The sequence below is a fragment of the Hyphomicrobium denitrificans 1NES1 genome (assembly GCF_000230975.2).
GTDB classification, from domain to species: Bacteria; Pseudomonadota; Alphaproteobacteria; order Rhizobiales; family Hyphomicrobiaceae; genus Hyphomicrobium_B; species Hyphomicrobium_B denitrificans_A.
In genome coordinates, this window is the sequence record NC_021172.1 from 2,234,671 (window position 1) to 2,258,079 (window position 23,409).

A 23,409-nucleotide genomic window follows, 5' to 3' on the forward strand; every position below is an offset into this window, starting at 1 on the left:
CTGCCTTGGGCGTGCAGATTCGGGATTTTCGCGGGTCCCGTTTCTACCGGCGGCGCGGCGCCGCGATCAGCCCGTGCGTCACCTGAGAAGGACCACTAAATGACCCCCAGACTCTTCGCACTCGCTTTCCTCACGCTTGCCGTCGGCGCGATTCCGGCGCTCGCTGACGATATCTTTCTCACCGAACAGAAGCCGACGGAATATCTTGCGAAGGACCGCCTCATCGGCGTCAACGTCCACGACGGCGACGGCAAAGTGATCGGCGACATCGAGGATCTCGTTGTCGACAGCGACAACAAAATCGTCGGCGCGATCATCGGTATCGGCGGTCTCCTTGGCGTCGGAGAAAAGAAGGTTGCCGTCAGCCTGCCGTCGCTCAGCATCGAATCGACGGACAAAGGCGTCGTGATCACGATGCCCGCGGCGACGAAGGATGCGTTGACCGCGGCTCCCGCCTACAAGCGCGCGAACCCGCCAAAGGGCTGGCTGCAACGCGCTGCCGAGAAGGGCGAAGAGATCCGCGACAAGTCCGGCCCCGCTTACGAGAAAGCGAAAGCGGCGGCGAAGGACGCCTACGAGTCCGCGAAGGAAAAAGCCGGCCCTGCGCTTGAGAAGGCAAAGCAAGCGGCACAGCCGGCCGCGCCTGCCGACGCACCTAAGAACTGACGCGCAAAGCGGAAATTTCGCTTATCCCGGTTGCATTTACCCCGGCGCGGAACGGCGCCGGGGTTTTTTGCGTTCTTTTTCCATAGGCCGTTGCCCACGGAATTCACGAAATTCCTGGATGATGAATAAAGGATATTTCAATGCATATATTGGTCGTAGCCGCGGCGCTATTGCTGTCGGCGTCGCTTTCCGAAGCAGCTTCCGCGGCGGAGGATGTGTCGGGCGAGCAGCTTTTCAATAACAACTGCCGCACCTGTCACTCGTGGAAGGAAGGCGATAACCGCCTTGGCCCGAGTCTGCATGGTGTCGTCGGTCGCAAAGCCGGTTCGGTCAATGGATTCAATTATTCGCAATCGATGAAGCAAGCGAACCTGACGTGGGATGAAGGTACGCTCGACAAGTTCATCACCAATCCGGACGGTGTCGTTCAAAACAACAACATGAAGCCATTCACCGGAGTTGGCGATCAGGCGACCCGGCAGAAGATCATCGAGTTTCTGAAGTCGAAATAATCAAGTGCGTTACCTGAAATTCACCATGCCCACTCAAAAATAGCATGCATTTCCTCGCATGCCGGGTGAGCACGAATATCGCTATCGATGAAGCGGCAGACTTCGTCGGCGCGGGAAGGATGCCGCAGAAGCGTCTCGGCCGAAACATTCATCCCGCTCTCACGCGCAACTTTCGCGATCTCCACCGCGCGGCAATAGCGCGTCGACACCCACGATCCGCGTACAAGCTGAAAGTTACCGTCACATCGCGCTGCGTAACCCACGGATGGGATCAAGGCGAGACCAATGACGAGGATCAGGCGCAGGCGGTTCATGGCGTTCTCCAACCCTTCGTCTTGACGGCGCGCCGCAGCCCAATCGATTGGCTATGGGCTTTATGTTTCTCCCGGCATCGTGGCAAGATACGATGACACATTGGTGAAGGGGGAGAACGTGGAAGCCGGGGGATCAAAAGCAGTCGTTCTGATTGCGCTAGGGTGCAACCTTGGGATTGCGGCGGCGAAGTTCGTCGCGGCGGCGTGGACATATTCCTCGGCCATGCTGTCGGAAGCGATCCACTCCCTCGTCGATACGGCCAACCAGGGCCTGCTGCTTTTCGGTCTCGCGCGCGCCAAGCGCCCGGCCGACGATCAGCATCCGTTCGGCTACGGCAAGGAAATCTACTTCTGGAGTTTCATCGTCGCGATGGTGCTGTTCTCACTCGGCGCCGGGGTCGCGATCTACGAGGGCATTCAGAAGGTGCTCGATCCGCATCCTTTGCAGAACGTCGCGGTGCTTTACGCGGTGCTTGGTGTCGCGATGTGCCTCGAAGGCTATTCGATGATAAAGGCTGTCCGCGAATTCAAGGCACGGCCCGAATCGCGTCACGGATTTATCGAGGCGCTGCGGCGGTCGAAGGACCCGAGCCTCTTTGCGATCGTGCTTGAAGATCTCGCTGCGCTCACAGGATTGACAATCGCGCTCGTCGGCACGCTTGTCGCGCATCTCGGGGGGTTCGATAAAGCCGACGGCATCGCATCGATTTTCATCGGGCTCGTTCTGGCAGCCGTTGCCGCCTTCATGTCGACGGAGGTCAAATCGCTGATCGTCGGCGAGGCGGCATCGCGCGTCGTGCAGGTGGGGCTTCGCGAGATCGTCGCGAGCGAGATTGGCGCCGGCGGGCCAATCCGCAGAATCAACGACATCCGCACGATGCATCTTGGACCGCACGATGTGCTCGTCACGGCGAGCGTCGATTTCCTGGATGGCGTCAGCGCCAGGACCGTCGAGGACGTGACGGGTCGGCTGCAGAGCACGATCAAGGCGCGCTTTCCCGAAGTGCGCCACCTCTTTATCGAGGTGCAATCGGAAGACACGTTCAAACCCGCCGCGGTGACGCTGCACTAAGGCCGGTAATTACCTTCGTCACCCTCGAATGGACGAGCCTGCGAGAGAGCATTCGGGGGTCCAGCGCAAAAAGTGCCGAAGGCTCAATTTTGCGTCTTGGACGAGCCTTGCGCTGGATCCCCGGCCTTCGACGCAGCTTTGCTGCGCTCGGCTGAGGATGACGCTAGCGCCTGGCGGCCGGCTCGCAGAACGCGAGTCGCCAAGCGCAAATCAGAATGGAATTTCGTCGTCGAGGGCTTTGTCGAAGCTGCCCTTGGAGCCGCCGCCGGTCTTCGCGACGCGCCGCGGTTCGCCCCCGCCCGCACCCTGGCCGAAGCCGCCGTCGGTTCCGTAATCGGGCCCGCTCTCCTGCATGCCGACCGACGATCCGCGACCGCCAGCGGCGCCATCGAGCATCGTCAACGTGCCGTTGAAGCCCTGCAGCACGACTTCGGTCGAGTACTTCTCGGCGCCCGACTGGTCCGTCCATTTGCGCGTCTGCAGCGCGCCTTCGATGTAAAGCTTCGAGCCTTTCTTCACATACTGCTCGACGACCTTGCATAGCGGCTCGCTGAAAATGACGACGCGATGCCACTCCGTCTTTTCCTTGCGCTCGCCCGTCTGCTTGTCGCGCCACGTCTCGCTCGTCGCCAAGCTCAGGTTGGCAATCGGCCGCCCGTCCTGCGTGCGGCGAATTTCGGGGTCCTTGCCGACGTTGCCGACCAGAATGACCTTGTTGACCGAACCTGCCATGCGCAGATCTCCTTGAAACTTGGTTGAACTTCGGACACCCGTGCGCCCGCGCGGCCATCGTCTAAAAGAACGCGCTGCCGAAGCTTTGGTTGTATCGACGGCGCTGCCGCAGAATCTCCAAGCGACATTAGAGGCTAGACGCTGGAGCTGCCGCAGATCATTTGCTGTTGTCCACGTCTTTGCTCGCCGCCATGTTCTCTTAATGTTCTAACATAGAGAGGCGGCAGCAACAGCGCAAGGGAATTCCATGCCGATCCCCTTTCCACGCGGCGGGCGCCGCTTGACTGGCGAAGGCTATCGGCTAAGGCGATTGTCTCGATTCATATGCGCGCCTGCCGCGCCGCACCGGAGCATCAAAGCCGCAGATGGCTCACTATAATTGTTTGAAATGCCCGGGGTACTGTTGTTCGTATCCGGTCATCGCGCTCAACAAGCGCGACCTCGAACGCCTCGCCAAATATTTCAAGCTGACGTTCAACACGGCGAAGAAGCGCTTCACGCGCGAAGGCCACGGCCACAAATATCTGATGCGCCGCAAGGGCGACAAACATTATGGGCGCATCTGCCAGTTCTTCGATACGAAGGAGCGGCGCTGCACGATCTACAAGGCGCGCCCGCACGCCTGCCGCGAATATCCCGGCCACGGGCGCTGCGGCTACTATGATTTTCTGATGCACGAGCGCCGCTGCCAGAACGACGATACATTCGTCGCCATCACCAATCACAAGGACTGAGGGTGGCTTCCGCCCACTCGACGACAGCCGTGCCTGGCGGCCGACTCGCGGAACGCGAGTCGCCAAGCACAATTAAAAAAGCGAAACCCCGCCGCATCCTCGGATGCGCGCGGGGCCCACTAACCTTCGATGGCTTGCCCAGACTAAAACCGGGCTTTTGATGCGAGGCTCTGGTTCACCTTCACGGCAACCGCCCTCGTAAGATAGATCCAAATTGTAAAACCGACAGCTGTCATGGGCGCGGCCAAATTCTCGAGAGCGCCCGTCAAGCTGCTGACCTCGTGAACGTGAATCCTCGAGGTCCCGTCACATAGTCCGGTGGAGTCATCTCCTTCCTCGATTGTTTCGCCCTGTCACGCCTGCCGCCTTTTCCATCAGGCCCATGGACCCTTACACGCCGCATGCGCCTGACAGCTCGCCTCATCTATCACTGCTCATCGACCCCATCGGTCGAGACGCCTGTGTGATCGACAGCAACAGCAGCACCGTCACAAATTAAATCTGTGCCTCAAATGCAGTGTCGTCAAGACGTCATCTACGCGAGCGCGATCAAAAATATCGCACGGATTTACATTGGCTCTATGCGATATCCTCTGTCGTGCCGCGTTTTTTTTGCGCTATCGAACGGCAGTCAGCGAAACGATAAAAAAGGTAACATTCGTCATGTCTCCTCACACGACCGGAAGCTGTCTCTGCAAAGGCGTGGTTTTCGAAGTCGACGGAAAACTCAGTCCAGTCCTTGCATGTCATTGCTCGCAATGTGCGAAAACCAGCGGGAATTTTGCTGCTATGACCAGCTGCGCGAACGATAATCTCAAAATTCTTTCCGACGAGACATTACGCTGGTTTCAATCGTCGGAAACGGTCGAACGAGGTTTTTGCAATCGCTGCGGCGGCAATCTGTTTTGGAAGCAAACAGGCAGCAGCGACATTTACATTACTGCAGGCACGCTCGACAAACCTACCGGCCTCAAGATTGCCGAGCACATCTTCGTCGCCTCGAAATCGGATTTTTACGATCTCACCGACGGACTGCCGCAGAAAGACGAATGGTGACGGGATTTACTCCCGTCACGCGAGATCGCTCATTTGATCGGACATGCCTTGTCGCACGGTACCGTTTCGCTCTTCTCGACGGAACCGCGGAAAATCGACACCGTCTCGCGTACGCATTGGCCGCCCGATTGCACGACACGAATGACGTTGTCGCCCAGTTTAGCCTGGCAAAGAACGGACATGTCTTGCGCCACGTCAAATGCTTGGCCAGCGTTTGCTGCATCCTCTGACGCGAGTGCGCGCGGCACGACAAGATCGAGCAGGCTTGCCGTGTGCGCCGACATCGGCTTCGGTAGGCGGTCGAAGGCAATCCACTCGTAGTTCACCTGGCCATTCGGTCCGTTGATGCGGATCGAGATATCGCCGGTCTTCTGGCAACTGCCGACTTCGACGCGCGCGTTGCCTTGCGCGACGAGCGCGCGATAGTCGATCTTGCAGCCGAAATTTTTTTCGAGCAGCGCCGCCTGCGCAAGGCGATGATCGACCTGATTGAACGGCACGTCATTCTTCCAAGAGAAGTAGAGATTGCGCGCGGTCGGGATTGCGGCCGCGACCGACACGGCGAGCACGAGCAGCTTGATGAGCGTCAGCGTGCGGTTCACCGGGTGCGCGGGGTGCGAAATATTCAGCAGAGACGGAGCGTCGCTCATTGCCAGTGCCCTCATTGATAAACATGCCCGCAAAATTGTCCGAGACCCATAGTCTGGCGTCAAGGCTGAATGGCGTCGATTTGCTGACAGGCGTGTGAACGCGGAGACTACGGAACAGCGTTCTGCGATGCCAAGTTCCAGCTGAGCTGCAGGGTGTTTCACCCGCCTTCTCATACCCCCACCCCTAACCCCTCCCCGCAAGGGGGAGGGGGAGGGGAATAGAGCGGCATACGCTCGGTGGGACCTCATCCCTCCCCGCAAAGCGGAATGAGTGAGACATTTCCCGCGTAAACAGCATTGCATTGCTGTTTTGCCTTCCACTTCTCCACTCCTGCAAGAGGGAGGGGAATCTAGGCTTTCCCCGTCCTCGCGCATGGCTGAAATCCCACTTCCCCGGCAGGAAAGGAAAGCAGGGGGACCTCTCTGCGAGGCAAGCGAAGAAGATCTTCCACTTCTCTTCCTCCCCTCGACGGGGAGGGGTCGGGGGTGGGGTGAAGGGCTTGGCGGATGCCTGGAGACATGCTGCGACCGGCGCGCTCCGGCTGGGGCCCGTCTCGCCGCCGATATCGCTCCCGAAGCATTACCCGCCCCTAAACCCCTCTCCGCAAGGGGGAGGTGATTGTAGAGCCGCGTATTCAAGTCCGTCTCCGCCCCCAAACGGGAAGGGGAATTAGAGAGTGGATGTTTGATGCAACCTCCCCCTCCCCTCGACGGGGAGGGGTCGGAGGTGGCGTGATAGGCATGGCGAGTTTGGGAGGCATCCTGCAAACTCCGCTGGCCTGCGGCGCAAACCCTTGAAAAGCCGGGCATCCCACATCATTTTCGGCGCTCGCGTGGGGTCGCATTGCCCCAGCCCATGCCCTTCGGGTAGACCGTTGCCCATGAAATCACCGACAAAAAAGCCGGGCACCCGCACCGGTTCCGAATTGATGAAGACGATCCACGTGCGTGGCGCGCGTGAACACAATCTGAAAAACGTCGATCTCGAAATTCCGCGCGACGCGCTCGTCGTGTTCACGGGCCTCTCGGGCTCCGGCAAGTCGTCTCTCGCCTTTGATACGATCTACGCCGAAGGGCAACGGCGCTACGTCGAAAGTCTGTCGGCATATGCTCGGCAGTTCCTCGAGATGATGCAGAAGCCGGACGTCGATCACATCGATGGTCTGTCGCCCGCCATCTCGATCGAGCAGAAAACGACGTCGAAGAACCCGCGCTCGACGGTCGGCACGGTCACCGAGATTTACGACTATCTGCGTCTGCTGTTCGCGCGCGTCGGCGTTCCCTATTCGCCCGCCACGGGCCTGCCGATCGAAAGCCAGACCGTTTCGCAGATGGTCGATCGCGTGCTGGCGCTGCCCGAGGGCACGCGGCTGCTGCTTCTGTCGCCGGTCGTGCGCGGGCGCAAGGGTGAGTACCGGAAGGAAATCGCCGAGTGGCAGAAGAAGGGCTACCAGCGCCTCAAGATCAACGGCACCGTCTACGATATCGGTGACGCGCCGAAGCTCGACAAGAAATACAAGCACGACATCGACGTCGTCGTCGACCGCATCGTGGTGAAGAAGGATCTTGCGACGCGGCTTGCGGATTCGTTCGAGCAAGCGCTGAAGCTGTCGGACGGTCTCGCGATCGCGGAGTTCGTCGACAAGCCTCTCAACGTTCCCTCTCCCCGCAAGCGGGGAGAGGGTCAGGGTGAGGGGCAGCAACATACTGCGAAACGAGCGGCCGCCCCTCACCCCAACCCTCTCCCCATGAAGGATGGGGAGAGGGAGCAACGCGCCGTTTTGCAAAACAAGAACGAGACGCATGAGCGGATCATGTTCTCGCAGCGCTTCGCGTGCCCCGTCTCGGGCTTTACGATCGATGAGATCGAACCGCGGCTCTTTTCGTTCAACGCGCCCGCGGGTGCCTGCCCGATCTGCGACGGACTCGGATCGGAACTGCGGTTCGAGCCGGACCTCGTCGTGCCGGACTCTTCGCTCAGTCTGGAGAAAGGCGCGATCTATCCGTGGGCGAAGACCGGCGTGTCGTCGCCCTATTACGAGCAGACGCTCGAGTCGCTCGCCAAGCACTACAAAGTCTCGATGAAGACGCCGTGGGAGCGGCTGCCGAAGCACGTCCAGCTCGCGATCCTCTACGGATCGGGCGACGAGGACGTCGTCTTCACCTACTGGGACGGCACGCGCAATTATTCGACCGAGAAACCGTTCGAGGGCGTCATTGGCAACATCGCGCGGCGTTTCAAGGAAACGGACAGCGACTGGGTGCGCGAGGAGCTGTCGCGCTATCAGGCGGCGCATCCGTGCGAGGCGTGCGGCGGCTATCGTTTGAAGCCGCAGGCGCTGGCGGTGAAGATCGGCGGCAAGCACATCGGCGAGGTCTGCGATCTCTCGATCAAGGCTGCCAATGAATGGTTTTCCGAAGTTCCGAAAAGCTTCACCAAGCAGCAGTCGGAAATTGCGACGCGCATTCTCAAGGAAATCCGTGACCGGCTCAAATTTCTGAACGACGTCGGCTTGCAATACCTGACGCTGTCGCGCTCGTCCGGCACGCTGTCGGGCGGGGAATCGCAGCGCATCCGCCTCGCGTCGCAGATCGGCTCCGGCCTGACGGGCGTGCTCTACGTGCTCGACGAGCCGTCGATCGGCTTGCATCAGCGCGATAACGACCGCCTGCTCGACACGCTCAAGCACCTCAGAGACATCGGCAACACCGTCATCGTCGTCGAGCACGACGAGGATGCGATCATGACGGCCGATCACGTGGTCGACATCGGTCCGGGCGCTGGCGTGCACGGCGGCAAGATCATCGCGCAGGGCACGCCGGCCGACATCATGGACTCGCCTGAAAGCCTCACCGGCGAATATCTGTCGGGCGTCCGCTACGTGCCGATCCCGAAAAAGCGCCGCGTGCCCGATCCGTCGCGCATGCTGACCGTCACCGGCGCGCGCTCGAACAACCTCAAAGACGTCACGGCGTCGATCCCGGTCGGGCTTCTGACGTGCATCACGGGCGTCTCGGGCGGCGGGAAATCGACGCTGCTGATCGACACGATCTTCAAGGCGGTGGCGAGGAAGCTCAACAACGCCAAGGATCATCCGGGCGAGTACGACAAGATCACCGGCATCGAGAATTTCGACAAGATCATCGACATCGATCAATCGCCCATTGGTCGAACCCCGCGCTCGAACCCGGCGACGTACACGGGCGCCTTCACGCCGATCCGCGAATGGTTCGCGGGGCTGCCGGAAGCCAAGACGCGCGGCTACGAGCCGGGCCGCTTCTCGTTCAACGTCAAGGGCGGGCGCTGCGAAGTCTGCCAGGGCGACGGCGTCATCAAGATCGAGATGCACTTCCTGCCCGACGTCTACGTGACGTGCGAGGAATGCAAGGGCAAGCGCTACAATCGCGAGACGCTCGCCGTCACCTTCAAGGAGAAATCGATCGCCGACGTGCTCGACATGACGGTCGAGGAAGGCGCCGAGTTCTTCAAGGCCGTGCCGTCGATCCGCGACAAGCTCGAGACGCTGGCGCGCGTGGGCTTGGGTTACATCCACATCGGCCAGCAGGCGACGACGCTGTCGGGCGGCGAAGCGCAGCGCATCAAGCTGTCGAAGGAACTGTCACGGCGCGCGACGGGGCGCACGCTCTACATCCTCGACGAGCCGACGACGGGGCTACACTTCCACGACGTCGCGAAGCTGCTCGAAGTGCTGCACGAGCTTGCCGACGCGGGCAACACGGTCGTCGTCATCGAGCACAATCTCGAAGTGATCAAGACCGCCGACTGGATCATCGATCTCGGCCCCGAAGGCGGCGACGGCGGCGGCACCATCGTCGCGGCTGGCGCGCCCGAGGATATCGTGGGGGTTAAGGAGAGCTACACCGGGCAGTACCTGAAGCCGGTGCTGACGCGCAGACCGAAGCCCGCGAGCAAGAAGCAGGCGGCGGAGTAACGCGCCGAGCGGCCAGATTTTTGATTGCGCCGGGCGAGCTTTTTGATTGCACACGGCGACTCCCCTGCGGGGAGCCGGCCGCCGTGTGCGAACAAAAACTAAACGGAATGTCCTAGTTTAAGGTAGCCATACTAAATGGCGGGTGCGCCGCATGACCACCCGCCACCGTTATCAATCAATTGTAGACGTCATCCAAAGGCATCTCGTAGGTATCGCCAAACTTCGGCGTACCGCGATTTAGCATTCGCATAAATTGGGTATCGTTCGCGGCGGCGTCCATGTAGGCCATCACTTTGATAAGGTGCGCCTTCAATTCAGGAAGGCCGTAGTCTTCTGTCGCATGTTGATGGTGCTTGTTCTTTCGATAGCCTGCCGGAAGCCGCGGATTGATCTTGTCGAGCTTCCGTCTCGCGCATGGAACAAGGCGATCATACACGATGTCATTGACCCAGTGCCCGACGAATGCCGGACGGTTGAGTGCCACGTAACTGGGGTAGCCCTTGACTTTGATGAGCTTGACCCAGAATTCATCCGGGAACGTCTTTGCCCACTTGCGCGCATGGTCTTGAAGGTATTTGTCGAGAATGTCAGCAACTCGCTGCCCCTCGATAGTCTTCCAGTACCCGGACTCCTGGTAGATGATCGAATCTAGCGTTGTGTTCGCTAGGGCGATGAGCATGTCCTGTGCGCGTTGCGCGAGAAACTTCTGCGTCTCGGTGAGTTTAGCTTTCAGGATCGCGCGCAGAATTTCGATGAACGTGCTAGTCTCGATGCCGTGAACCGTCACACCGGGTCCGCCAGATTCGGACCCGGTACCCAAGTATTTGAAAACAATAGGGTTATCTATCTTTTTTCTAAGATTTTCGTCGATTTCGGACCCGATGTTTTGGCGCGACAAAGTTCGCCAGAGAGCGCTTCCGCCTTCTGACTTGAGGCCGAGCGCGCTTGCAGCGGCGCGCTTGCTGAGCACACAACGCGGTTGCCGTTGCTGTTCGCCATCCATCTCGTCCAGGATGTATCCGTCCACATCTGGACCAAGCTGCGTGATCGTCGCTTTGTAGTGTGAGGTAATTGTCATGGCGTGACTCCAATGGCCCGCTCGATTGTGAGATCGAAGACGTTTGCCGTTTCGCGGTGATTGAAGCGATACGAGAATTCATTGATGTACGCAGGCAGATGACGCAACGAGACCTTGTGGTACTGGCCGACGATGCCCCTTTTCAGAAGCGCCCAAAACGACTCGATTGAATTTGTGTGCGAGCCGTCGTCGGCCACGTACCAGACCTTATGGTTGACCGTCTGGTGGGGCATGAACGTCTTGATGCCAACGTATCCCTGATACTCGTCTGTGATGAGGATCGAGTTCGCCGTATCGACATTACGGCGAACCAGCGCGGAGATACCTTTGGCACGCAGGTTTTTCTTGCTGACCACTTGCGTCCGAACCTTGCCACCGCGCTCGATCATGCCGACGACGGCGGGCTTCTTGGTCCCGCGCCCGCGAGGATTGCTACCGCCGCCCTGGCCACCTGACCCAATATTGCCCTTGCGCGGTTTTCCTCCGATGTACGTTTCGTCCATTTCGATCATGCCGGTTAGCAGGTCGCGATGATCGCGCTGCTCCATTGCTTTGCGGATTTGCATCGCCATCCGCCATCCGGTGTTCTTGTTGACTTCCAGATCGCGCGCGATCTGCCGTGCTGAAAGACCTTTCTTGGCATTAAGGACGAGCGCCACGGCCAAGAACCACTTTTGAAGCGGCAAGTGCGTGTGATGGAAAATTGTGCCCACCGTAACGCTGAAGGAGGTTTTGCAGTTGTTGCAGTGGTGCCTCTGTTCAGACGGCATTGGGGATACGCGGCTAGACTGGCAGTACGGGCAGACGGGTACGCCGCGCCAACGCACAGACTCAAGGTAGGCAACGCAAGCCTCTTGCGTTGGGTATTTCTGGAAAATTTGGATCAGGTTCATGGCTACCGCCTGCTAGGACGGTAGCACAATGACAGACTCTACCCGTGGTGTCAACTACCTTAAACTAGGACATTCCGAAACTAAATCTGCCAATCCGGCGGTGATGACCGGCAGGCTTCGAACAGCGACGCTTCCGGACAGAAACAGGGCGCGCCTCTGCCGGGCTGGCGCGCATCGAGCCATGCCAGGCACTCGCGTGCAGTTGCAGTTGAGGCATTTCCTACGCGCTTCGACGATAGCGGCGCCCGCTCCGCAGCGGACGAGCTTGCCTCTATCGACGTTGAGTTGATTGATCATTTCCGACAAACGGCTCGCCTGCCGCTCGACCTGCCTCTGCGTGGAGCAATCCATCACGCACACTCCTTGGGCTTTTATTATTTTCAGTATGCGAGTCCGCTAAGCACGGATTGCGAGGTGGGGTGTTGATGCAGGTCAAGGTGGGCGACGAGGTATCGTCGTCGTGGGGGCAGCCCGAGGACATCGTGAAGGCAAAAGAGAGCTTCACCGGGCGGTATCTGAAGCCGGTGCTGACGCGCAGACCCAAGCCCGCGAATAATCTGACTCTGCAGAGCGCATGTCGCCCTAGCCCCACCGCCTGTTGATAGCGCGTCAAATTCTTTTCTCGGACCTAGCGAATCACTTTAGGCAACGGCCGTTGGTCTACCTTCGACCTGAAAGCGAAGCGACGACGTCACCTTCAAGGCTACCACCGGAAGCGCTGCTCCGGGCGTGTGTACGACCGCCATCGGCAGGTTCATCCGACATAGGTTCGGTAACCGGTCAGACGGTCGACGCGAGCCCGCTAAGCGCGGAGCCAGCGGATAGCCGTGCACAGGCATGACAGAGCGCCGGGAAGATCCAGCTGTCATGCCTGTTGACACCGCAAAGTACCCACGGCCGAGCAAGCATTTCACTATCGCGACCGCAAATCGTATCTGGGAGGCGAGCAGAGACGCTTCGCGCAATCCAGGCGTCGCTGGAATTGACGGCGTGTCAGCTACTCAATTTTCTCAAAACTTACAAAACAACCTGCGCATCCTATCTCGATCAGTTATCGCAGGATCATTTCGATTCAAAAATTTGCGCCCTTTTTTTCCGCCTAAAAAAAACGGTGGACATCGCGTGATATGCGTACCAACGGTGGCTGACCGGCTTGTTCAACGAATGATCGTCGAAAGCCTGACCACAAACGACAGATTCCGACTGGTGAACGACGCCAGTTACGGCTTCATCCGAGGACGGAGCGTCAGAGACGCTGTTGCAAAAGCGATCGCAACAAGGACCAACTACGAATGGGTCCTAAAGACTGACATTGAGTCTTACTTTGACCGCATCAGTCGCGATGAGCTTGCCGACAAGATAAAGAGAAAACTCGGCCAACACAGCTTAGTGCCCTTACTGCTTCAGGCGATCAGGTGTGAAGTTCGGACGAAATCTCACAGAGATCGAGACAAGCTTGCTGCATCGGGCGTCGTGCATGGACAAGGGCTGAGACAAGGCATGCCTCTTTCACCGTTGCTGTCCAATCTTGTCCTCGGCAATTTTGATAGGAAGGTTCAAAAGGCGGGCTTTCGCTTTCTTCGTTACGCAGACGATCTTATTGTATTTGGTGCAAGCAAGTCTGAAGTTGAAGCGGCGTTTGGATTAATCGTGTCAGAGTTGGAGAAGCTAGGTCACACCGTTCCCGAACCGGGCGAAAAATCAAAAACCCAGTACGTCTGCCCGCAGAAGCCGGTGGAATTTTTGGGAGTTGATATTTTCTTCAAAGGTGAGGCTAACTCATACGTTTGCAGGATACCCAAAAACGTTAAATTGCAGATTCTCACCGATATTTCGGAAGAATACGCTTATGCAAATATCGTCAAACGGTTCGGCGATTTGGGAGCACTAGCGCGATCCCTGTCTGGTGTTCCCGCTGCATATCGAAACGCATACAGCCACGCTGACGATTGGCCTGCATTTGAGCCTCAGCTGAGAAAGGAGTGCAGCCGTGCATTCCTCGGGGTCTATGAAGCGATATTTGGCAAACAAGCTATATCAGGTCTCGAGGCCAAAGCGCGTGCCTTCCTGGGTATCAAAGATATACAATTCGACTGAAGCGTGCTTTCGGAGGAACCCCGCCTCGATCACCTCAAAAAAACTTATCCCCTTCCTATTATCCTCCCCCATAATCCCCTCACCCATCCGGCAAGGGCATTGTGCGAGGCGTCGCGCGGGGCTCGGGTGGGGCAGCCCGACCCGCTCGCGTCACGCGCGCGATGCGGACAAGGCGACCGGCCAAGTCCGCACGGCATGAGAGAAACCGTGTGCGGAATATCCCGCTTCCTTAAGTGGCCTGACCGGAACCCTGTTCTCGGTCTGTCACGGAGCGGACCGGTTCCGAGACCACTCATTGCGAACACCTACGCCGCGGAACCCGTCCGCTTCGTGCTTTTTAGTTGGCGTCAACGACTCCGCTCCGCGGAGCCGGCCGTTGGCGCATGCCCGGTGCGTCTTTCTTTTTTGCACACGGCGACTCTCCTTCGGGGAGCCGGCCGCCGCCGCGTGTGCGTCGAAGAAAACCCTCCCCTTGACGGGGAGGGTCGAGCCGAAGGCGAGGGGTGGGGTGAAGCTGCATGCAGAGTGTTTTTTGTTTGGCGCAACCGACTCGCCTCCGGCGAGCCGGCCGGTTGCGCCGCCGAAGTCGCCCCCACCCCAACTCCTCCCCGCGAGGGGGAGGGGAAGTGCTTTTTGTTTGCGCGTCGTCATCCTCGGCCGAGCGTGGCGAAGCCGCGTCGAAGGCCGGGGATCCAGCGCAAGGCTCGTCGAAGACGCAAAATTGAGCCTTCGGCACTCCTTACGCTGGATCCTCTTATTTCGCGGGCGCATGGCGCCTCGCGTTCCGCGAGCCGGCCGCCGTGCGCGAGGTTAATCCGTGGGCGTTGTTTTGGATTTGTGCTTATTTTGGCGTCGCTCGTAACGGACCGCTAAAGGCTTCACCCGCTTAATCCGATTCATTTTCGAGGAGGACGCGCGATGCTCTCACGACGGCACTTCTGCTGCAGCGGCCTGATTGCCGGCAGCCTTCTGACCCTCGACCGTGCGTTCGCCGCCGATCAGTGCGAAGTGCTGACCCGAGACCGGCAGGCGGCTCTCAGCCCCGACGACGCGCTCGCGAAACTCAAAGCGGGGAACGAGCGCTTCGTCTCGCGCGACGTGCAGAACTGCGATCTCATCGCGCAAGTGCACGCGACGTCCGCGGGGCAGTTTCCCTCCGCCATCATTGTCGGCTGCATCGATTCCCGCGTGCCGCCGGAACTCGTTTTCGATCAGCGCATCGGTGACATCTTCAGCGCGCGCGTCGCCGGCAACATCATGAACGACGATATTGTCGGCAGCTCGGAGTACGCGACGAAGATTGCGGGCGCGAAGCTGATCGTCGTCCTCGGCCACAGCGAATGCGGCGCGGTCAAGGGCGCAATCGATGGCGCGGAGCTTGGCGAGCTCACGCAGCTTCTCGCGAAGATCAAGCCGGCGATCGAGGCCTGCGAAGACGTGCCGGGCGATCACACCTCGAAGAACAAGAAGTTCGTGCAGCAGGTGGCGATCGCCAATGCCAAGCTCGCGGCCGAGAACCTGACGAAGACGAGCGAGGTGCTTCGCGATCTCGTTGCCGCCAAGCGGCTCAGCATCGTCTCGGCGATGCACGACGTCGCGACGGGGCGCGTGACGTTCCTGGGGTGATGGACCTGGAGTGATGGAGCACGGGACCGGCTCGCGTAATGCCAAGCCGTCGGTGCGCAAAAAAATGCGGCAGACCGCTCGGTCCGCCGCCTTGTGCTTGCATCCGGCGCGCCGATCAGTATCGGCCGGGGCTGTAATAACCGCCCGGACCGATGTAAATGCGCATTCCGGGGCCGTAACGTCCGTAGTCGAAGTCGCGAACGTAGCGATCGCGGTAGTCGGCGTTGCCGCCGTAACGGCGGAGGTTCTCGAGATCCTGCCGGTTCAGGTAATAGCCGGCGCGCTCCTTGGTGCGGGCGCCCTCGACGTCGGCGATCGCGTCCGCCTGCACCACCGGCGCGACAAACGCCACGGCCAATGCGGCGCTCGCGGCAGCGGTCCAAATCCTTTTCATGACACGACTCCTCGGCTGCGCGTTGCACATCTCGGCTTATCAACGCTATCATATATAGGAGTAAAATGCGCTGAGGCCGGGGTGGGCTCCCGAAACGGACCACGGCGTGGTTAAGGCATCCTCAATCGCGCAAGACCGAGCGGATCTGATCCTCGTACTGCTTCACGGCCTCGAGGGCTCGGGCCTTCATCACGGGATCGGATTTCTGGGCGGTAGTGAAGCCCTCGATGGCGGCACGCGCATTGTTGACGATCTGGCCGGCGGCGCCTTGCGGGTTCATCTCGCGGCTCGCGATCTTCTGCAAAAGCTGTGTAAGGATGACGCCGGTGGCGAGTGATAACCCCGATAGCTCGGATATCTCGCGCTTCATGTCCGCGATGACTTGGTCCGTCGTGTTCGATTCAGCCATGGTTCCAACTCCGTGCAGCAAGATTTCCGGGCGGTTGCTAGTACGACGGCGGCAAGCGCGCAAGGTCCGGTTGCGCCTTGCGACCCTGCTTCGCGGAGCGCGGCCGCGAGGCACGGCGAGCAGCCGAGGCTTCCTAGGCTTCCATAAAAAGGGATAGGCTACCCGCAAATCTTTAAACGGAGAGTCCGATACAAATGCCAACGGTCCTCATAACCGGGACTTCATCCGGGTTCGGGCTTGTCACGACGGTCGAGCTTGCGAAGCGCGGCTGGAACGTCGTTGCGACAATGCGTGATCTCGGCAAGCGCACGGAGCTCGATCGCGCCGTCGCGGCGGCGAACGCCGGAAAGCTCGTCCGCGTGGAGCAACTGGACGTCACCGATCCGCAATCGATCGACCGGGCAATTGCGGCCGTCGACTTGCAGGGGCGGCCGCTGGATGCGGTCGTACACAACGCGGGCGTTGCGGTGGGCGGTGCATTCGAGGACCTGACAGACGCTCAGGTCCGGCGCGTCATGGACGTCAACTATTTCGGCGTTCTGGCGCTGACGCAGCGACTGCTCCCGGCGCTCAGAGCGCAGCGGCGCGGACGCATCGTCATCGTCTCGAGCGAAGCCGCCTTCGCCGGACAGCCTGCAAATTCGCCCTACTGCGCATCGAAATGGGCCATCGAAGGTTGGGCCGAGTCCGTCGCGTATGAGCTTGAGCCTTTCGGCATCGAAATCGTTCTCATCGAACCCGGCGCCTACCGCACCAATATCTGGGAAAGCTCACCGCGCGTCCTGCCGGAGACGAGCGCTTATTGGCCCCTGCTGCGTCACCTCGAAGTCACCATCGAAACCTACGTCGCGAAGTTGGCGCGAGACCCGGTCGAGGTCGCCAAGGCAATCGCAAATGCGCTGGACGCGCCCCGCCCGCGCTTTCGCACCGCTGTCGGACCGGCCGCGAGATTCTTGCATCTCGCGCGCGGCAAGCTACCGTCGCGCGTCGTGCGCAAGATCTTCGGCCGCTTTTTTGCACTCAACAAAGTGCGGTGGTGAACCGCAAGAATAATGCAACGGACCGCGCGTCACGCTCACTGGCAGAATGCGGATTTGCCAAGATGCAGGAGCTTCATATGACGGTCGATTACGGGATCGGAGCAGGCGTTCTGATTGCGACGGCGGCCACGGATGCCGCCTATGTCATGTTCACGGCATCCGTCGTCGCCAAGCGACCGCTTGCGGCTGCAAACTGGAGTGGCATCTGGTACATGCTCTCGTCGTTCGCGGTCATCAGCTATACGAATAATTGGATTTACGTAGGATTTGCGATCGTCGGCTCGTGGATCGGCGCCTATCTCACGCTCAAATACTTTCATCGCGAACCGAGCCATCCGCCGGCGCCGCTCCAGCCGAAGGCTTGAGTCCAAATGCGCCTCCATGCCTGTGTTGACAGTCGCTGCCTTTCATTCATCCGACACCAGACGATCTAGCGCCAAAAGCGTACGAAGCGTATGAATGTGACCTGACAACGTTTTTCCGGGGATTGCCATGACAGGAATTGCGGGTCGGTTTTTTACGAGTGCAATAATCTACATCATACTCGGCATGACGCTCGGTCTTGTGATGGGCATGACGAAAGATCATACGCAAATGCCGACGCATGCGCATATTCTGGTCATCGGCTGGGTGACGTTTGCGATCTATGGATTTTTCTATCACACGTTTCCGGATACAGCCGCGAGTCGATTGGCGAACGTGCACTTCTGGCTAGCCGAGATCAGCCTTGTCGTTTTGCTCGCCGGGCTCCTGATGATTTTCGGCGGGCGCGCCGAAACAGGCGATCCCTTCGCCGCTATCGGTTCCTTCGGCGTGCTGGTTTCGACGATCCTGTTTGCCGTTATCGCATGGCCGGTCGTGCGAAGCTGAAGAACGCCCGCTTTTAGCTCGTTCGGAGGCGCGGGGATTGACGCGAGCCCGAGGCATGGAACTCTGTCGCGTCACAGCGCGCCGGTCTGACGGCGAAGAGGCAGAGACCGGCGACGAAGATCAGCAAGCTCGCCGCTTGGAACGTCGTCGCGAACGGCACCTGCTGTTCTTTCAACATGCCGCCGACGTACGTCATCGCGCCGCCCGCCGTTGTGCCTACGAAGTTCAGCAATCCATAGGCGGTTGCACGGTGACGAAAGTCCGTCACCGTGCATGCAGCCGGCATCAGGTTTGCGTCGAGGAATCCTTGCGACATGCCGGCAACAAGCACGCATGCTAGAATGACTGGAATGTATTCGACTGCGCCGACAGCAAACAGACACGGCGCTGCAATCATGAAACCGATCGCGGGAACGAGCGCACGGGCACGTTCATTCCAACGGGACCACCAGTCGGAAATATTGCTCGCGATCAGCATGCCGCCGAATGCGGCGCCATTGAAGGCCATCGGGCCGTAAACGCCGGCCCATGCCTGACTGACGCCAAGCTCGGAGCGGAAGAACTCCGGCAGCCAGTTCCGGACCGGCCAATATGCGGCTCCGTTCAGCAGATTCATTGCGAGGAGGAACAGGAAGCCCCGTGTCGTCAGCAGCGATTTGAAAGCTCCGGACAGCAGGGGCGCGGATGTTGAGATCTCTGCAGAAACGATCTCGGCCGGCGCAGCTTTGTCTGAAGTGCGCGGAAAGAAAATCATCAGCACGAGAGCGTAGGCGACGCCGATGGCGCCCATCGCGACAAATCCGGTTCGCCAACCGAACATCTCAGCGAAAGCGCCGCCGAGACCGCCCAGAACGGAGCCGGCATAAACGCCGCTCAGGTGCAGGCCCGTGGCACGGCTGCGCGTCGGTCCCCGGTGGTATTCAACGATCAAAGCGACCGCCGCCGGCATGTAGAACGCTTCGCTGACTCCGAGCATCGCGCGGGCCGCGAGCATACCTTCGAACGACGTCACGATACCGGTGACCAGCGTCGCTGCAGACCAGATCAGGAGACTTGCGATGATGACGGGGCGCTTGCCGACGCGATCGGCAATATAGCCCGCGACCGGCGAGCACACGCCGTAGATCCAAAGGAAAACCGATGAGAGAAGCCCAAAGCGCTCGTCGCCGATCTGGAGGTCGCCCTTGATCGGTCCGGGCATGGTCACGACGAGTTGCCGGTCGAGATAGTTGAGAGTCGCGACGACCCACAGCAGGCCGACAATCGCCCATGCCCCCCGGCTCAAGCGCTCAGCCCGATGCATTCGTTCCCCCTTGGCCCTTAGAGCGCCTACCGCAGCTTATAGCAATTTTCAAAAACACGCGGCGTACGCGTCACGTCATATCCGGCAAGGCACTGCACCAGATAAGGTTGAGCAGAATTCTTGAAGAGAATAAACGTCGAGCGATTGTCGGAGTTGCTCGAATATCCTGCGACTTCCCAGCCGGATTTCAAAAGCTGCTCTATTGAGCCGGCGGGCTCGTCCGTTAGGGGCTCCGCATATGCGGCGACGCCCGTCACCGACACGAGCATTGCGAGAACTGCAACGCGGCAACAGGCGATCAACGACGTCATCATGCGTCTCCCTCGCTATCTGCGGGCGATATTAAACGCCGGTAGACAACGACGCGAGGAAGATCGTCTTCCGGGACGTATCAAATGGCGAGTATACGCCTGTCATGCCCGTCGGAGGCCTGGGGCGCGGGCATATTGAAGCCGATCATCATCGCAACGGCGACCTGCCAAGGCAGCAGCAAAACAAGGCCGCTATCGAAATAATTTACCGCCGGAAAGAGCAGACCGAAAAGCGCGCCGGTCACGGTGACTGCAGCGGCTACCGAGCTACGCCGAAGTGCCCCTACGTTAAGAGCGATGCCGGCCCATGTAATGATGGCGCCTACGGCTCCCGCAGCGAGGCCTGTCAGGTATGACTTGTACGCTGTCGCGATTGCGATCGATTGGGGCCACGGCCGGTCAATCTGTATCGTGAGGTTGACTGCGGCTTCCCAGGCGAACCACGTGATGAGAACCGTCATCGTCGATGCGGCCAGAGATGCTTGTCCCCAGCGCCATACCGCGAAGCCCATCACGAAACCGAACCATAGTCCGGTCAATACCATGTAGGCACCGGGGCTTGGAGCGTCGCCATAGCCGGCGCCGACGATGGTCGCGCCGAGACTGCCGGAGACCGCACCGAGCGCTGCAAGGGCCGGGACGGGATGCAGATCATTACTCGTCATGGGCGTCCATCCGAAGCAATAGAGTAGAGTGTGCCCCGATGGCGCCCTGCGACGATGGCCGCACAATGGTCGAAGAGCGGAACGTAATGCTACTTCGGCGCAAATCCCGATATTTGCGAGCAGAGCACACCTGAATTTTCTCTACCCATCGCGGTACGCGCACGGCGCTCGTTCGGCGACGTGTGGATTTGAAGTGACATCAACTCAAAAGGAAGCAGCAACCGGCTGCTCCACGGAACAAGTCGGAGTTTTGCAACGTTGACGGTCAGCATGTTCACGTAGGCAGTCGCAATCCTCAAATCGGGAGGTACGGACGATGAAAATTGCGGTTCTCGGACTCTGTCTTGCAGCTTTGGCCCTTGGTGCGTGCCGTCGCGAGACTCCTGAATATACGCCGATGAAGCTCAGCGCCACGTCGGGCACGACACAGGCCTCAGGTCAGCACTAATCGTGCCCTCGCAGACCCAAAGCCACTTTTCCTGATACCGACAAGGCAAGGACGAAGCGCTCATCGAGAGTGCTTCGCCCATTTCGAATTTTCTCAATCGTATATGTACGTCACCAAGAACGTCCGGTCGGCCAAATTAGAGCCTGCCGGAGGGATCGGGTAACTTGTCTGCTGAGCCGCGAAAACGACATCCTGATTGAGGCTCGAATTTTTTGCGCCGGACAGCAACCTCACTTCGACGACATTGCCTGATTCCGATAGTAGAATCCTGATCGTGACGCGGCCGGTGACATCCATCAGCTGCGGCATCGTCTGTTGCAGAGCTCTGATCACGCCGCGCGCGAATGCATCGTTCAACCCGGATCGCGTAATGCCGGGCGGACGCTGTAATCCGGCAGAACGGCCGCCACCGAATGACGGCTGCATCAGATTTTTCGGCGTCGACAGGTCAAGCGACGCCATCTTCTTCTGCGACTTCTTCGGTGCTGACTTAGCCGCGGACTTGGTCGTCTCGGTCTTGGGCTTGGGCTCCGGCTTATCCTCGCTCTTCATGTTCGCAGGGTTTTCGTCCTGCAAGGACAGGAGATCGGGGGCGTCATCTAGCGCCTTCGGATCCTCTTCCTTGGCGACCTTCTGCTCCGGCTTGTCAGCGGGCTTGGCATCGTCGGGCTGCGGAGCAGGCTCAGACTTCGTCTGCTGGTCCTGGGGCTTCGGAGGCTCCGGCTCAGGCGGCTGAGGCTGTTCCTGTTTCGCCTGGGGCGTTGGAGGCGGTTGCTCGGGTTGCGGCTGTTGGGCTGGTTGCGGCGGCGGACCAGGCGGCGGTTGCGGTTCCTCCGCGACTGTCGCCCTGCTCTCCAGATCGGCTTCCGTTACGAGAGATACGCTGATGGCATTATCGGCGCCGCTCGGATCGCCAAGCCGCTTAGGCTTGCTCGCGATAGCACCTACAAAAAGCGACGCGTGAAGCACGGCTGCGCACGCCAACGCAATCCAGAAATTGCGTTCACGTTTGTTGCTCCCGCTCCACCGCGCAAAACCGGCGGTTGTGAGATCAGCAGTCTGATCCATTCCCCTCCGTGCCCATCCAGCCGGATCGGCCCAATTCAAAAGATTACCCGGTTGCCCTCACGCGGGCCAGAAGTGATAAAGAAGCGGCGGAAACCGCTGCGATATTGCTGTGGTTATCGCCTCTGTATGCGCTGTGAGGTCGCGGATATGCAGCGATTCGCGCCTCCCGCATGCGGTTCCACTGAAGCGACCGGCAATTTTCCGCTACCGGATATAGTCGCAAATGGGAGCCCTCGATGCCCCGCCGACACAGCGATCTCATGCACCCGCCAGAAAAAAGTGGCAAAAGCGCGAAAAGCGGCAAAATTCGAGCCGGCATTGGCGGCTGGACGTTCGAACCGTGGCGCGGCGTCTTTTATCCCGACAATCTCGCGCAGGCCAAAGAACTCAGCTACGCAAGCCGCCATCTGCCGGTGATCGAGGTCAACGGGACTTACTACAGCACGCAGAAGCCTCCGACTTTTGCTCGTTGGGCCTCGGAGACGCCGGACGACTTCATCTTCACGCTCAAGGGACCGCGCTATGCCACGAACAGGCGCGAGCTTGCGGGAGCCGGCGATTCAATTACGCGATTCCTAGACTCCGGCATCATCGAGCTGGGCGACAAGCTCGGTCCTCTACTCTGGCAGTTCGCACCGACGAAAAAATTCGACGAAGCCGACTTCGCCGCATTTCTCGAACTGCTTCCGGAAAAATTCGATGGACGGGGGCTGCTTCACGCCATCGAAGTGCGGCATGATTCGTTTTCGACGCCTGCGTTCATCGACCTCGCGCGGAAGAAGTCCGTGGCGGTCGTGTTTGCCGACCATGCGAAATATCCCGCCATTGCCGATGTGACGGGCGATTTCGTTTACGCGCGGCTACAGACGGGCAAGGACGATATTCCGACGGCCTATCCGCCCAAGGCGCTCGATGAATGGGCCGCGCGGGCAAAGGTCTGGGCTGAAGGCGGCGTGCCCAAAGACCTGCCGATCGTCGACGTAGACGCGAAAATAAAAAGGACAGCGCGCGACACTTTCGTGTTCTTCATCCACGAAGGCAAGGTTCGTGCGCCCCACGCGGCGATGGCTTTCATGGAACGGATTACGCGCCCGTCGCGCGCTTAATTGTCGTTCTGGCGTTTGACGCGCACGCGTTGTTTCCGAAGCGTGCGCTGCTGAAGTGGGTGGGCATCGATGATCTGCGAATCCGGATATTGACCGCTCGGCGCTCCCCATATCCGGATCAAGTCGGCGTCGTACTCGCTGACGAGACCGGCCCGGTAGTTGCCGCGCGCATGCTCAACATCGAAGATCGTCTGAGCCTGCGCCATACCCGAATAGAGACCTGCCACCGCGGCTGTGATTATAAGAAGACCGATGCGCCTCACCGACTGCTCCCATTTTCGACGCTGCACCCGCTGATCAAGTGCGAAACTCTCCGCAATCACGCGGACGGCTTAGCGCTTCTCGCTCTTGCGACCGCATGAACGAAGTTCCGAATCCGCCTCAGTATTCCGAGCAGACGCGGGCGCGAAGC

The 23,409-nt window shown here is 59.6% G+C and carries 25 protein-coding genes and 1 pseudogene; 13 read left to right on the plus strand and 13 right to left on the minus strand.

Going from position 1 to position 23,409, the window contains the following annotated elements:
- Positions 1–99: 99 nt before the first annotated feature.
- A complete protein-coding gene (locus HYPDE_RS18505) occupies positions 100–666 on the plus strand; it encodes a PRC-barrel domain-containing protein (protein WP_015598463.1) in 567 nt (188 codons plus the stop codon).
- A 140-nt stretch (positions 667–806) separates the two neighbouring features.
- Positions 807–1,178: a c-type cytochrome gene (locus HYPDE_RS10680; protein WP_041320352.1), complete on the plus strand. Its 372-nt coding sequence runs from the start codon at positions 807–809 to the stop codon at positions 1,176–1,178.
- 20 nt (positions 1,179–1,198) lie between these two features.
- Here the strand turns inward: HYPDE_RS10680 and HYPDE_RS10685 are convergent, their stop codons facing one another.
- The gene (locus HYPDE_RS10685; protein WP_041321150.1) at positions 1,199–1,492 is read right to left on the minus strand and encodes a hypothetical protein; all 294 of its coding nucleotides are present in this window, start codon (positions 1,490–1,492) and stop codon (positions 1,199–1,201) included.
- Positions 1,493–1,610: 118 nt separating this feature from the next.
- On the opposite strand from HYPDE_RS10685, the gene HYPDE_RS10690 reads away from it, so the two are divergent.
- On the plus strand, positions 1,611–2,564 hold the full coding sequence (locus HYPDE_RS10690; protein ID WP_015598466.1) for a cation diffusion facilitator family transporter: 954 nt from the start codon (positions 1,611–1,613) through the stop codon (positions 2,562–2,564).
- A gap of 210 nt (positions 2,565–2,774) precedes the next feature.
- On the opposite strand, the gene HYPDE_RS10695 is transcribed toward HYPDE_RS10690, so the two are convergent.
- Positions 2,775–3,296 (minus strand): single-stranded DNA-binding protein, encoded by a 522-nt coding sequence (locus HYPDE_RS10695; protein WP_015598467.1) that lies wholly within the window; start codon positions 3,294–3,296, stop codon positions 2,775–2,777.
- Between the two features lie 365 nt (positions 3,297–3,661).
- Between HYPDE_RS10695 and HYPDE_RS10700 the strand changes: the two genes are divergently transcribed.
- Together HYPDE_RS10700 and HYPDE_RS10705 are read left to right on the plus strand one after the other, a co-directional pair.
- On the plus strand, positions 3,662–4,030 hold the full coding sequence (locus HYPDE_RS10700; RefSeq protein ID WP_041320353.1) for a YkgJ family cysteine cluster protein: 369 nt from the start codon (positions 3,662–3,664) through the stop codon (positions 4,028–4,030).
- Between the two features lie 663 nt (positions 4,031–4,693).
- Positions 4,694–5,086 (plus strand): GFA family protein, encoded by a 393-nt coding sequence (locus HYPDE_RS10705; protein WP_041321151.1) that lies wholly within the window; start codon positions 4,694–4,696, stop codon positions 5,084–5,086.
- A 29-nt stretch (positions 5,087–5,115) separates the two neighbouring features.
- Here HYPDE_RS10705 and HYPDE_RS10710 read toward each other — a convergent pair whose 3' ends face one another.
- Positions 5,116–5,736: a hypothetical protein gene (locus HYPDE_RS10710; protein ID WP_015598470.1), complete on the minus strand. Its 621-nt coding sequence runs from the start codon at positions 5,734–5,736 to the stop codon at positions 5,116–5,118.
- Between the two features lie 881 nt (positions 5,737–6,617).
- Between HYPDE_RS10710 and uvrA the strand changes: the two genes are divergently transcribed.
- Positions 6,618–9,689 carry an excinuclease ABC subunit UvrA gene (gene uvrA / locus HYPDE_RS10715; RefSeq protein WP_015598471.1) on the plus strand — a complete coding sequence of 1,024 codons (3,072 nt, stop codon included), beginning with the start codon at positions 6,618–6,620 and terminating at the stop codon, positions 9,687–9,689.
- 175 nt (positions 9,690–9,864) lie between these two features.
- Here the strand turns inward: uvrA and HYPDE_RS18510 are convergent, their stop codons facing one another.
- The 3 genes and pseudogenes from HYPDE_RS18510 to HYPDE_RS19835 all read right to left on the minus strand — a co-directional run.
- Positions 9,865–10,767, minus strand: coding sequence for a P63C domain-containing protein (locus HYPDE_RS18510; protein ID WP_015598054.1), 903 nt, complete (start codon positions 10,765–10,767; stop codon positions 9,865–9,867).
- On the minus strand, positions 10,764–11,480 hold the full coding sequence (locus HYPDE_RS10725) for an IS1595 family transposase (protein ID WP_015598053.1): 717 nt from the start codon (positions 11,478–11,480) through the stop codon (positions 10,764–10,766). Before HYPDE_RS10725 ends, HYPDE_RS18510 begins: the two co-directional genes overlap by 4 nt.
- 27 nt (positions 11,481–11,507) lie before the next feature.
- Positions 11,508–11,660, minus strand: a pseudogene (locus tag HYPDE_RS19835) (transposase); the annotation flags it as partial.
- Between the two features lie 867 nt (positions 11,661–12,527).
- Here HYPDE_RS19835 and HYPDE_RS10730 point away from each other — a divergent pair.
- Positions 12,528–13,757: a reverse transcriptase domain-containing protein gene (locus tag HYPDE_RS10730; RefSeq protein WP_187290826.1), complete on the plus strand. Its 1,230-nt coding sequence runs from the start codon at positions 12,528–12,530 to the stop codon at positions 13,755–13,757.
- A 918-nt stretch (positions 13,758–14,675) separates the two neighbouring features.
- A complete protein-coding gene (locus tag HYPDE_RS10740) occupies positions 14,676–15,383 on the plus strand; it encodes a carbonic anhydrase family protein (protein ID WP_015598477.1) in 708 nt (235 codons plus the stop codon).
- Positions 15,384–15,498: 115 nt separating this feature from the next.
- On the opposite strand, the gene HYPDE_RS10745 is transcribed toward HYPDE_RS10740, so the two are convergent.
- Positions 15,499–15,777, minus strand: coding sequence for a hypothetical protein (locus HYPDE_RS10745; protein ID WP_015598478.1), 279 nt, complete (start codon positions 15,775–15,777; stop codon positions 15,499–15,501).
- Positions 15,778–15,898: 121 nt separating this feature from the next.
- Positions 15,899–16,186 (minus strand): hypothetical protein, encoded by a 288-nt coding sequence (locus HYPDE_RS10750; protein WP_041320360.1) that lies wholly within the window; start codon positions 16,184–16,186, stop codon positions 15,899–15,901.
- A 194-nt stretch (positions 16,187–16,380) separates the two neighbouring features.
- Between HYPDE_RS10750 and HYPDE_RS10755 the strand changes: the two genes are divergently transcribed.
- The 3 genes from HYPDE_RS10755 to HYPDE_RS10765 all read left to right on the plus strand — a co-directional run bounded on the left by HYPDE_RS10755 (position 16,381) and on the right by HYPDE_RS10765 (position 18,096).
- Positions 16,381–17,226: an SDR family oxidoreductase gene (locus HYPDE_RS10755; protein ID WP_015598480.1), complete on the plus strand. Its 846-nt coding sequence runs from the start codon at positions 16,381–16,383 to the stop codon at positions 17,224–17,226.
- 77 nt (positions 17,227–17,303) lie between these two features.
- Complete coding sequence (locus HYPDE_RS10760) at positions 17,304–17,591, plus strand: hypothetical protein (RefSeq protein ID WP_144061377.1); 288 nt, start codon at positions 17,304–17,306, stop codon at positions 17,589–17,591.
- Positions 17,592–17,718: 127 nt separating this feature from the next.
- Entirely contained in the window at positions 17,719–18,096 is a 378-nt protein-coding gene (locus HYPDE_RS10765; RefSeq protein WP_015598482.1) for a hypothetical protein, read from the plus strand.
- Between the two features lie 13 nt (positions 18,097–18,109).
- Here the strand turns inward: HYPDE_RS10765 and HYPDE_RS10770 are convergent, their stop codons facing one another.
- The 3 genes from HYPDE_RS10770 to HYPDE_RS10780 all read right to left on the minus strand — a co-directional run bounded on the left by HYPDE_RS10770 (position 18,110) and on the right by HYPDE_RS10780 (position 20,375).
- Positions 18,110–19,399: an MFS transporter gene (locus HYPDE_RS10770; RefSeq protein ID WP_015598483.1), complete on the minus strand. Its 1,290-nt coding sequence runs from the start codon at positions 19,397–19,399 to the stop codon at positions 18,110–18,112.
- A 26-nt stretch (positions 19,400–19,425) separates the two neighbouring features.
- Positions 19,426–19,713 (minus strand): hypothetical protein, encoded by a 288-nt coding sequence (locus HYPDE_RS10775; protein WP_015598484.1) that lies wholly within the window; start codon positions 19,711–19,713, stop codon positions 19,426–19,428.
- A gap of 77 nt (positions 19,714–19,790) precedes the next feature.
- Positions 19,791–20,375: a hypothetical protein gene (locus HYPDE_RS10780; protein ID WP_015598485.1), complete on the minus strand. Its 585-nt coding sequence runs from the start codon at positions 20,373–20,375 to the stop codon at positions 19,791–19,793.
- 316 nt (positions 20,376–20,691) lie between these two features.
- Between HYPDE_RS10780 and HYPDE_RS19700 the strand changes: the two genes are divergently transcribed.
- Positions 20,692–20,823 (plus strand): hypothetical protein, encoded by a 132-nt coding sequence (locus HYPDE_RS19700; protein WP_015598487.1) that lies wholly within the window; start codon positions 20,692–20,694, stop codon positions 20,821–20,823.
- Positions 20,824–20,916: 93 nt separating this feature from the next.
- Here HYPDE_RS19700 and HYPDE_RS10790 read toward each other — a convergent pair whose 3' ends face one another.
- Positions 20,917–21,891, minus strand: a complete 975-nt coding sequence (locus tag HYPDE_RS10790) for an energy transducer TonB family protein (RefSeq protein ID WP_015598488.1) — start codon at positions 21,889–21,891, stop codon at positions 20,917–20,919.
- 236 nt (positions 21,892–22,127) lie between these two features.
- Here HYPDE_RS10790 and HYPDE_RS10795 point away from each other — a divergent pair, with 236 nt between their 5' ends.
- Complete coding sequence (locus HYPDE_RS10795; protein WP_015598489.1) at positions 22,128–22,997, plus strand: DUF72 domain-containing protein; 870 nt, start codon at positions 22,128–22,130, stop codon at positions 22,995–22,997.
- Here HYPDE_RS10795 and HYPDE_RS10800 read toward each other — a convergent pair.
- Positions 22,994–23,260: a peptidase M48 gene (locus HYPDE_RS10800; RefSeq protein WP_144061246.1), complete on the minus strand. Its 267-nt coding sequence runs from the start codon at positions 23,258–23,260 to the stop codon at positions 22,994–22,996. The genes HYPDE_RS10795 and HYPDE_RS10800 overlap by 4 nt on opposite strands.
- Between the last annotated feature and the right edge of the window lie 149 nt (positions 23,261–23,409).

What these genes read in the sequence shown, in the direction of transcription:
- HYPDE_RS10790 (WP_015598488.1), bottom strand. Translation starts at nt 21,891, where the DNA reads ATGGATCAGACTGCTGATCTCACAACCGCCGGTTTTGCGCGGTGGAGC.
- HYPDE_RS10730 (WP_187290826.1), top strand. Translation starts at nt 12,528, where the DNA reads ATGCCTGTTGACACCGCAAAGTACCCACGGCCGAGCAAGCATTTCACT.
- HYPDE_RS10695 (WP_015598467.1), bottom strand. Translation starts at nt 3,296, where the DNA reads ATGGCAGGTTCGGTCAACAAGGTCATTCTGGTCGGCAACGTCGGCAAG.
- HYPDE_RS18505 (WP_015598463.1), top strand. Translation starts at nt 100, where the DNA reads ATGACCCCCAGACTCTTCGCACTCGCTTTCCTCACGCTTGCCGTCGGC.
- HYPDE_RS10740 (WP_015598477.1), top strand. Translation starts at nt 14,676, where the DNA reads ATGCTCTCACGACGGCACTTCTGCTGCAGCGGCCTGATTGCCGGCAGC.
- HYPDE_RS10775 (WP_015598484.1), bottom strand. Translation starts at nt 19,713, where the DNA reads ATGATGACGTCGTTGATCGCCTGTTGCCGCGTTGCAGTTCTCGCAATG.
- HYPDE_RS10755 (WP_015598480.1), top strand. Translation starts at nt 16,381, where the DNA reads ATGCCAACGGTCCTCATAACCGGGACTTCATCCGGGTTCGGGCTTGTC.
- HYPDE_RS10705 (WP_041321151.1), top strand. Translation starts at nt 4,694, where the DNA reads ATGTCTCCTCACACGACCGGAAGCTGTCTCTGCAAAGGCGTGGTTTTC.
- HYPDE_RS10770 (WP_015598483.1), bottom strand. Translation starts at nt 19,399, where the DNA reads ATGCATCGGGCTGAGCGCTTGAGCCGGGGGGCATGGGCGATTGTCGGC.
- HYPDE_RS10765 (WP_015598482.1), top strand. Translation starts at nt 17,719, where the DNA reads ATGACAGGAATTGCGGGTCGGTTTTTTACGAGTGCAATAATCTACATC.
- HYPDE_RS10680 (WP_041320352.1), top strand. Translation starts at nt 807, where the DNA reads ATGCATATATTGGTCGTAGCCGCGGCGCTATTGCTGTCGGCGTCGCTT.
- HYPDE_RS10780 (WP_015598485.1), bottom strand. Translation starts at nt 20,375, where the DNA reads ATGACGAGTAATGATCTGCATCCCGTCCCGGCCCTTGCAGCGCTCGGT.
- HYPDE_RS10700 (WP_041320353.1), top strand. Translation starts at nt 3,662, where the DNA reads ATGGCTCACTATAATTGTTTGAAATGCCCGGGGTACTGTTGTTCGTAT.
- HYPDE_RS18510 (WP_015598054.1), bottom strand. Translation starts at nt 10,767, where the DNA reads ATGACAATTACCTCACACTACAAAGCGACGATCACGCAGCTTGGTCCA.
- HYPDE_RS10750 (WP_041320360.1), bottom strand. Translation starts at nt 16,186, where the DNA reads ATGGCTGAATCGAACACGACGGACCAAGTCATCGCGGACATGAAGCGC.
- uvrA (WP_015598471.1), top strand. Translation starts at nt 6,618, where the DNA reads ATGAAATCACCGACAAAAAAGCCGGGCACCCGCACCGGTTCCGAATTG.
- HYPDE_RS10745 (WP_015598478.1), bottom strand. Translation starts at nt 15,777, where the DNA reads ATGAAAAGGATTTGGACCGCTGCCGCGAGCGCCGCATTGGCCGTGGCG.
- HYPDE_RS10795 (WP_015598489.1), top strand. Translation starts at nt 22,128, where the DNA reads ATGCCCCGCCGACACAGCGATCTCATGCACCCGCCAGAAAAAAGTGGC.
- HYPDE_RS10760 (WP_144061377.1), top strand. Translation starts at nt 17,304, where the DNA reads ATGACGGTCGATTACGGGATCGGAGCAGGCGTTCTGATTGCGACGGCG.
- HYPDE_RS19700 (WP_015598487.1), top strand. Translation starts at nt 20,692, where the DNA reads ATGAAAATTGCGGTTCTCGGACTCTGTCTTGCAGCTTTGGCCCTTGGT.
- HYPDE_RS10685 (WP_041321150.1), bottom strand. Translation starts at nt 1,492, where the DNA reads ATGAACCGCCTGCGCCTGATCCTCGTCATTGGTCTCGCCTTGATCCCA.
- HYPDE_RS10710 (WP_015598470.1), bottom strand. Translation starts at nt 5,736, where the DNA reads ATGAGCGACGCTCCGTCTCTGCTGAATATTTCGCACCCCGCGCACCCG.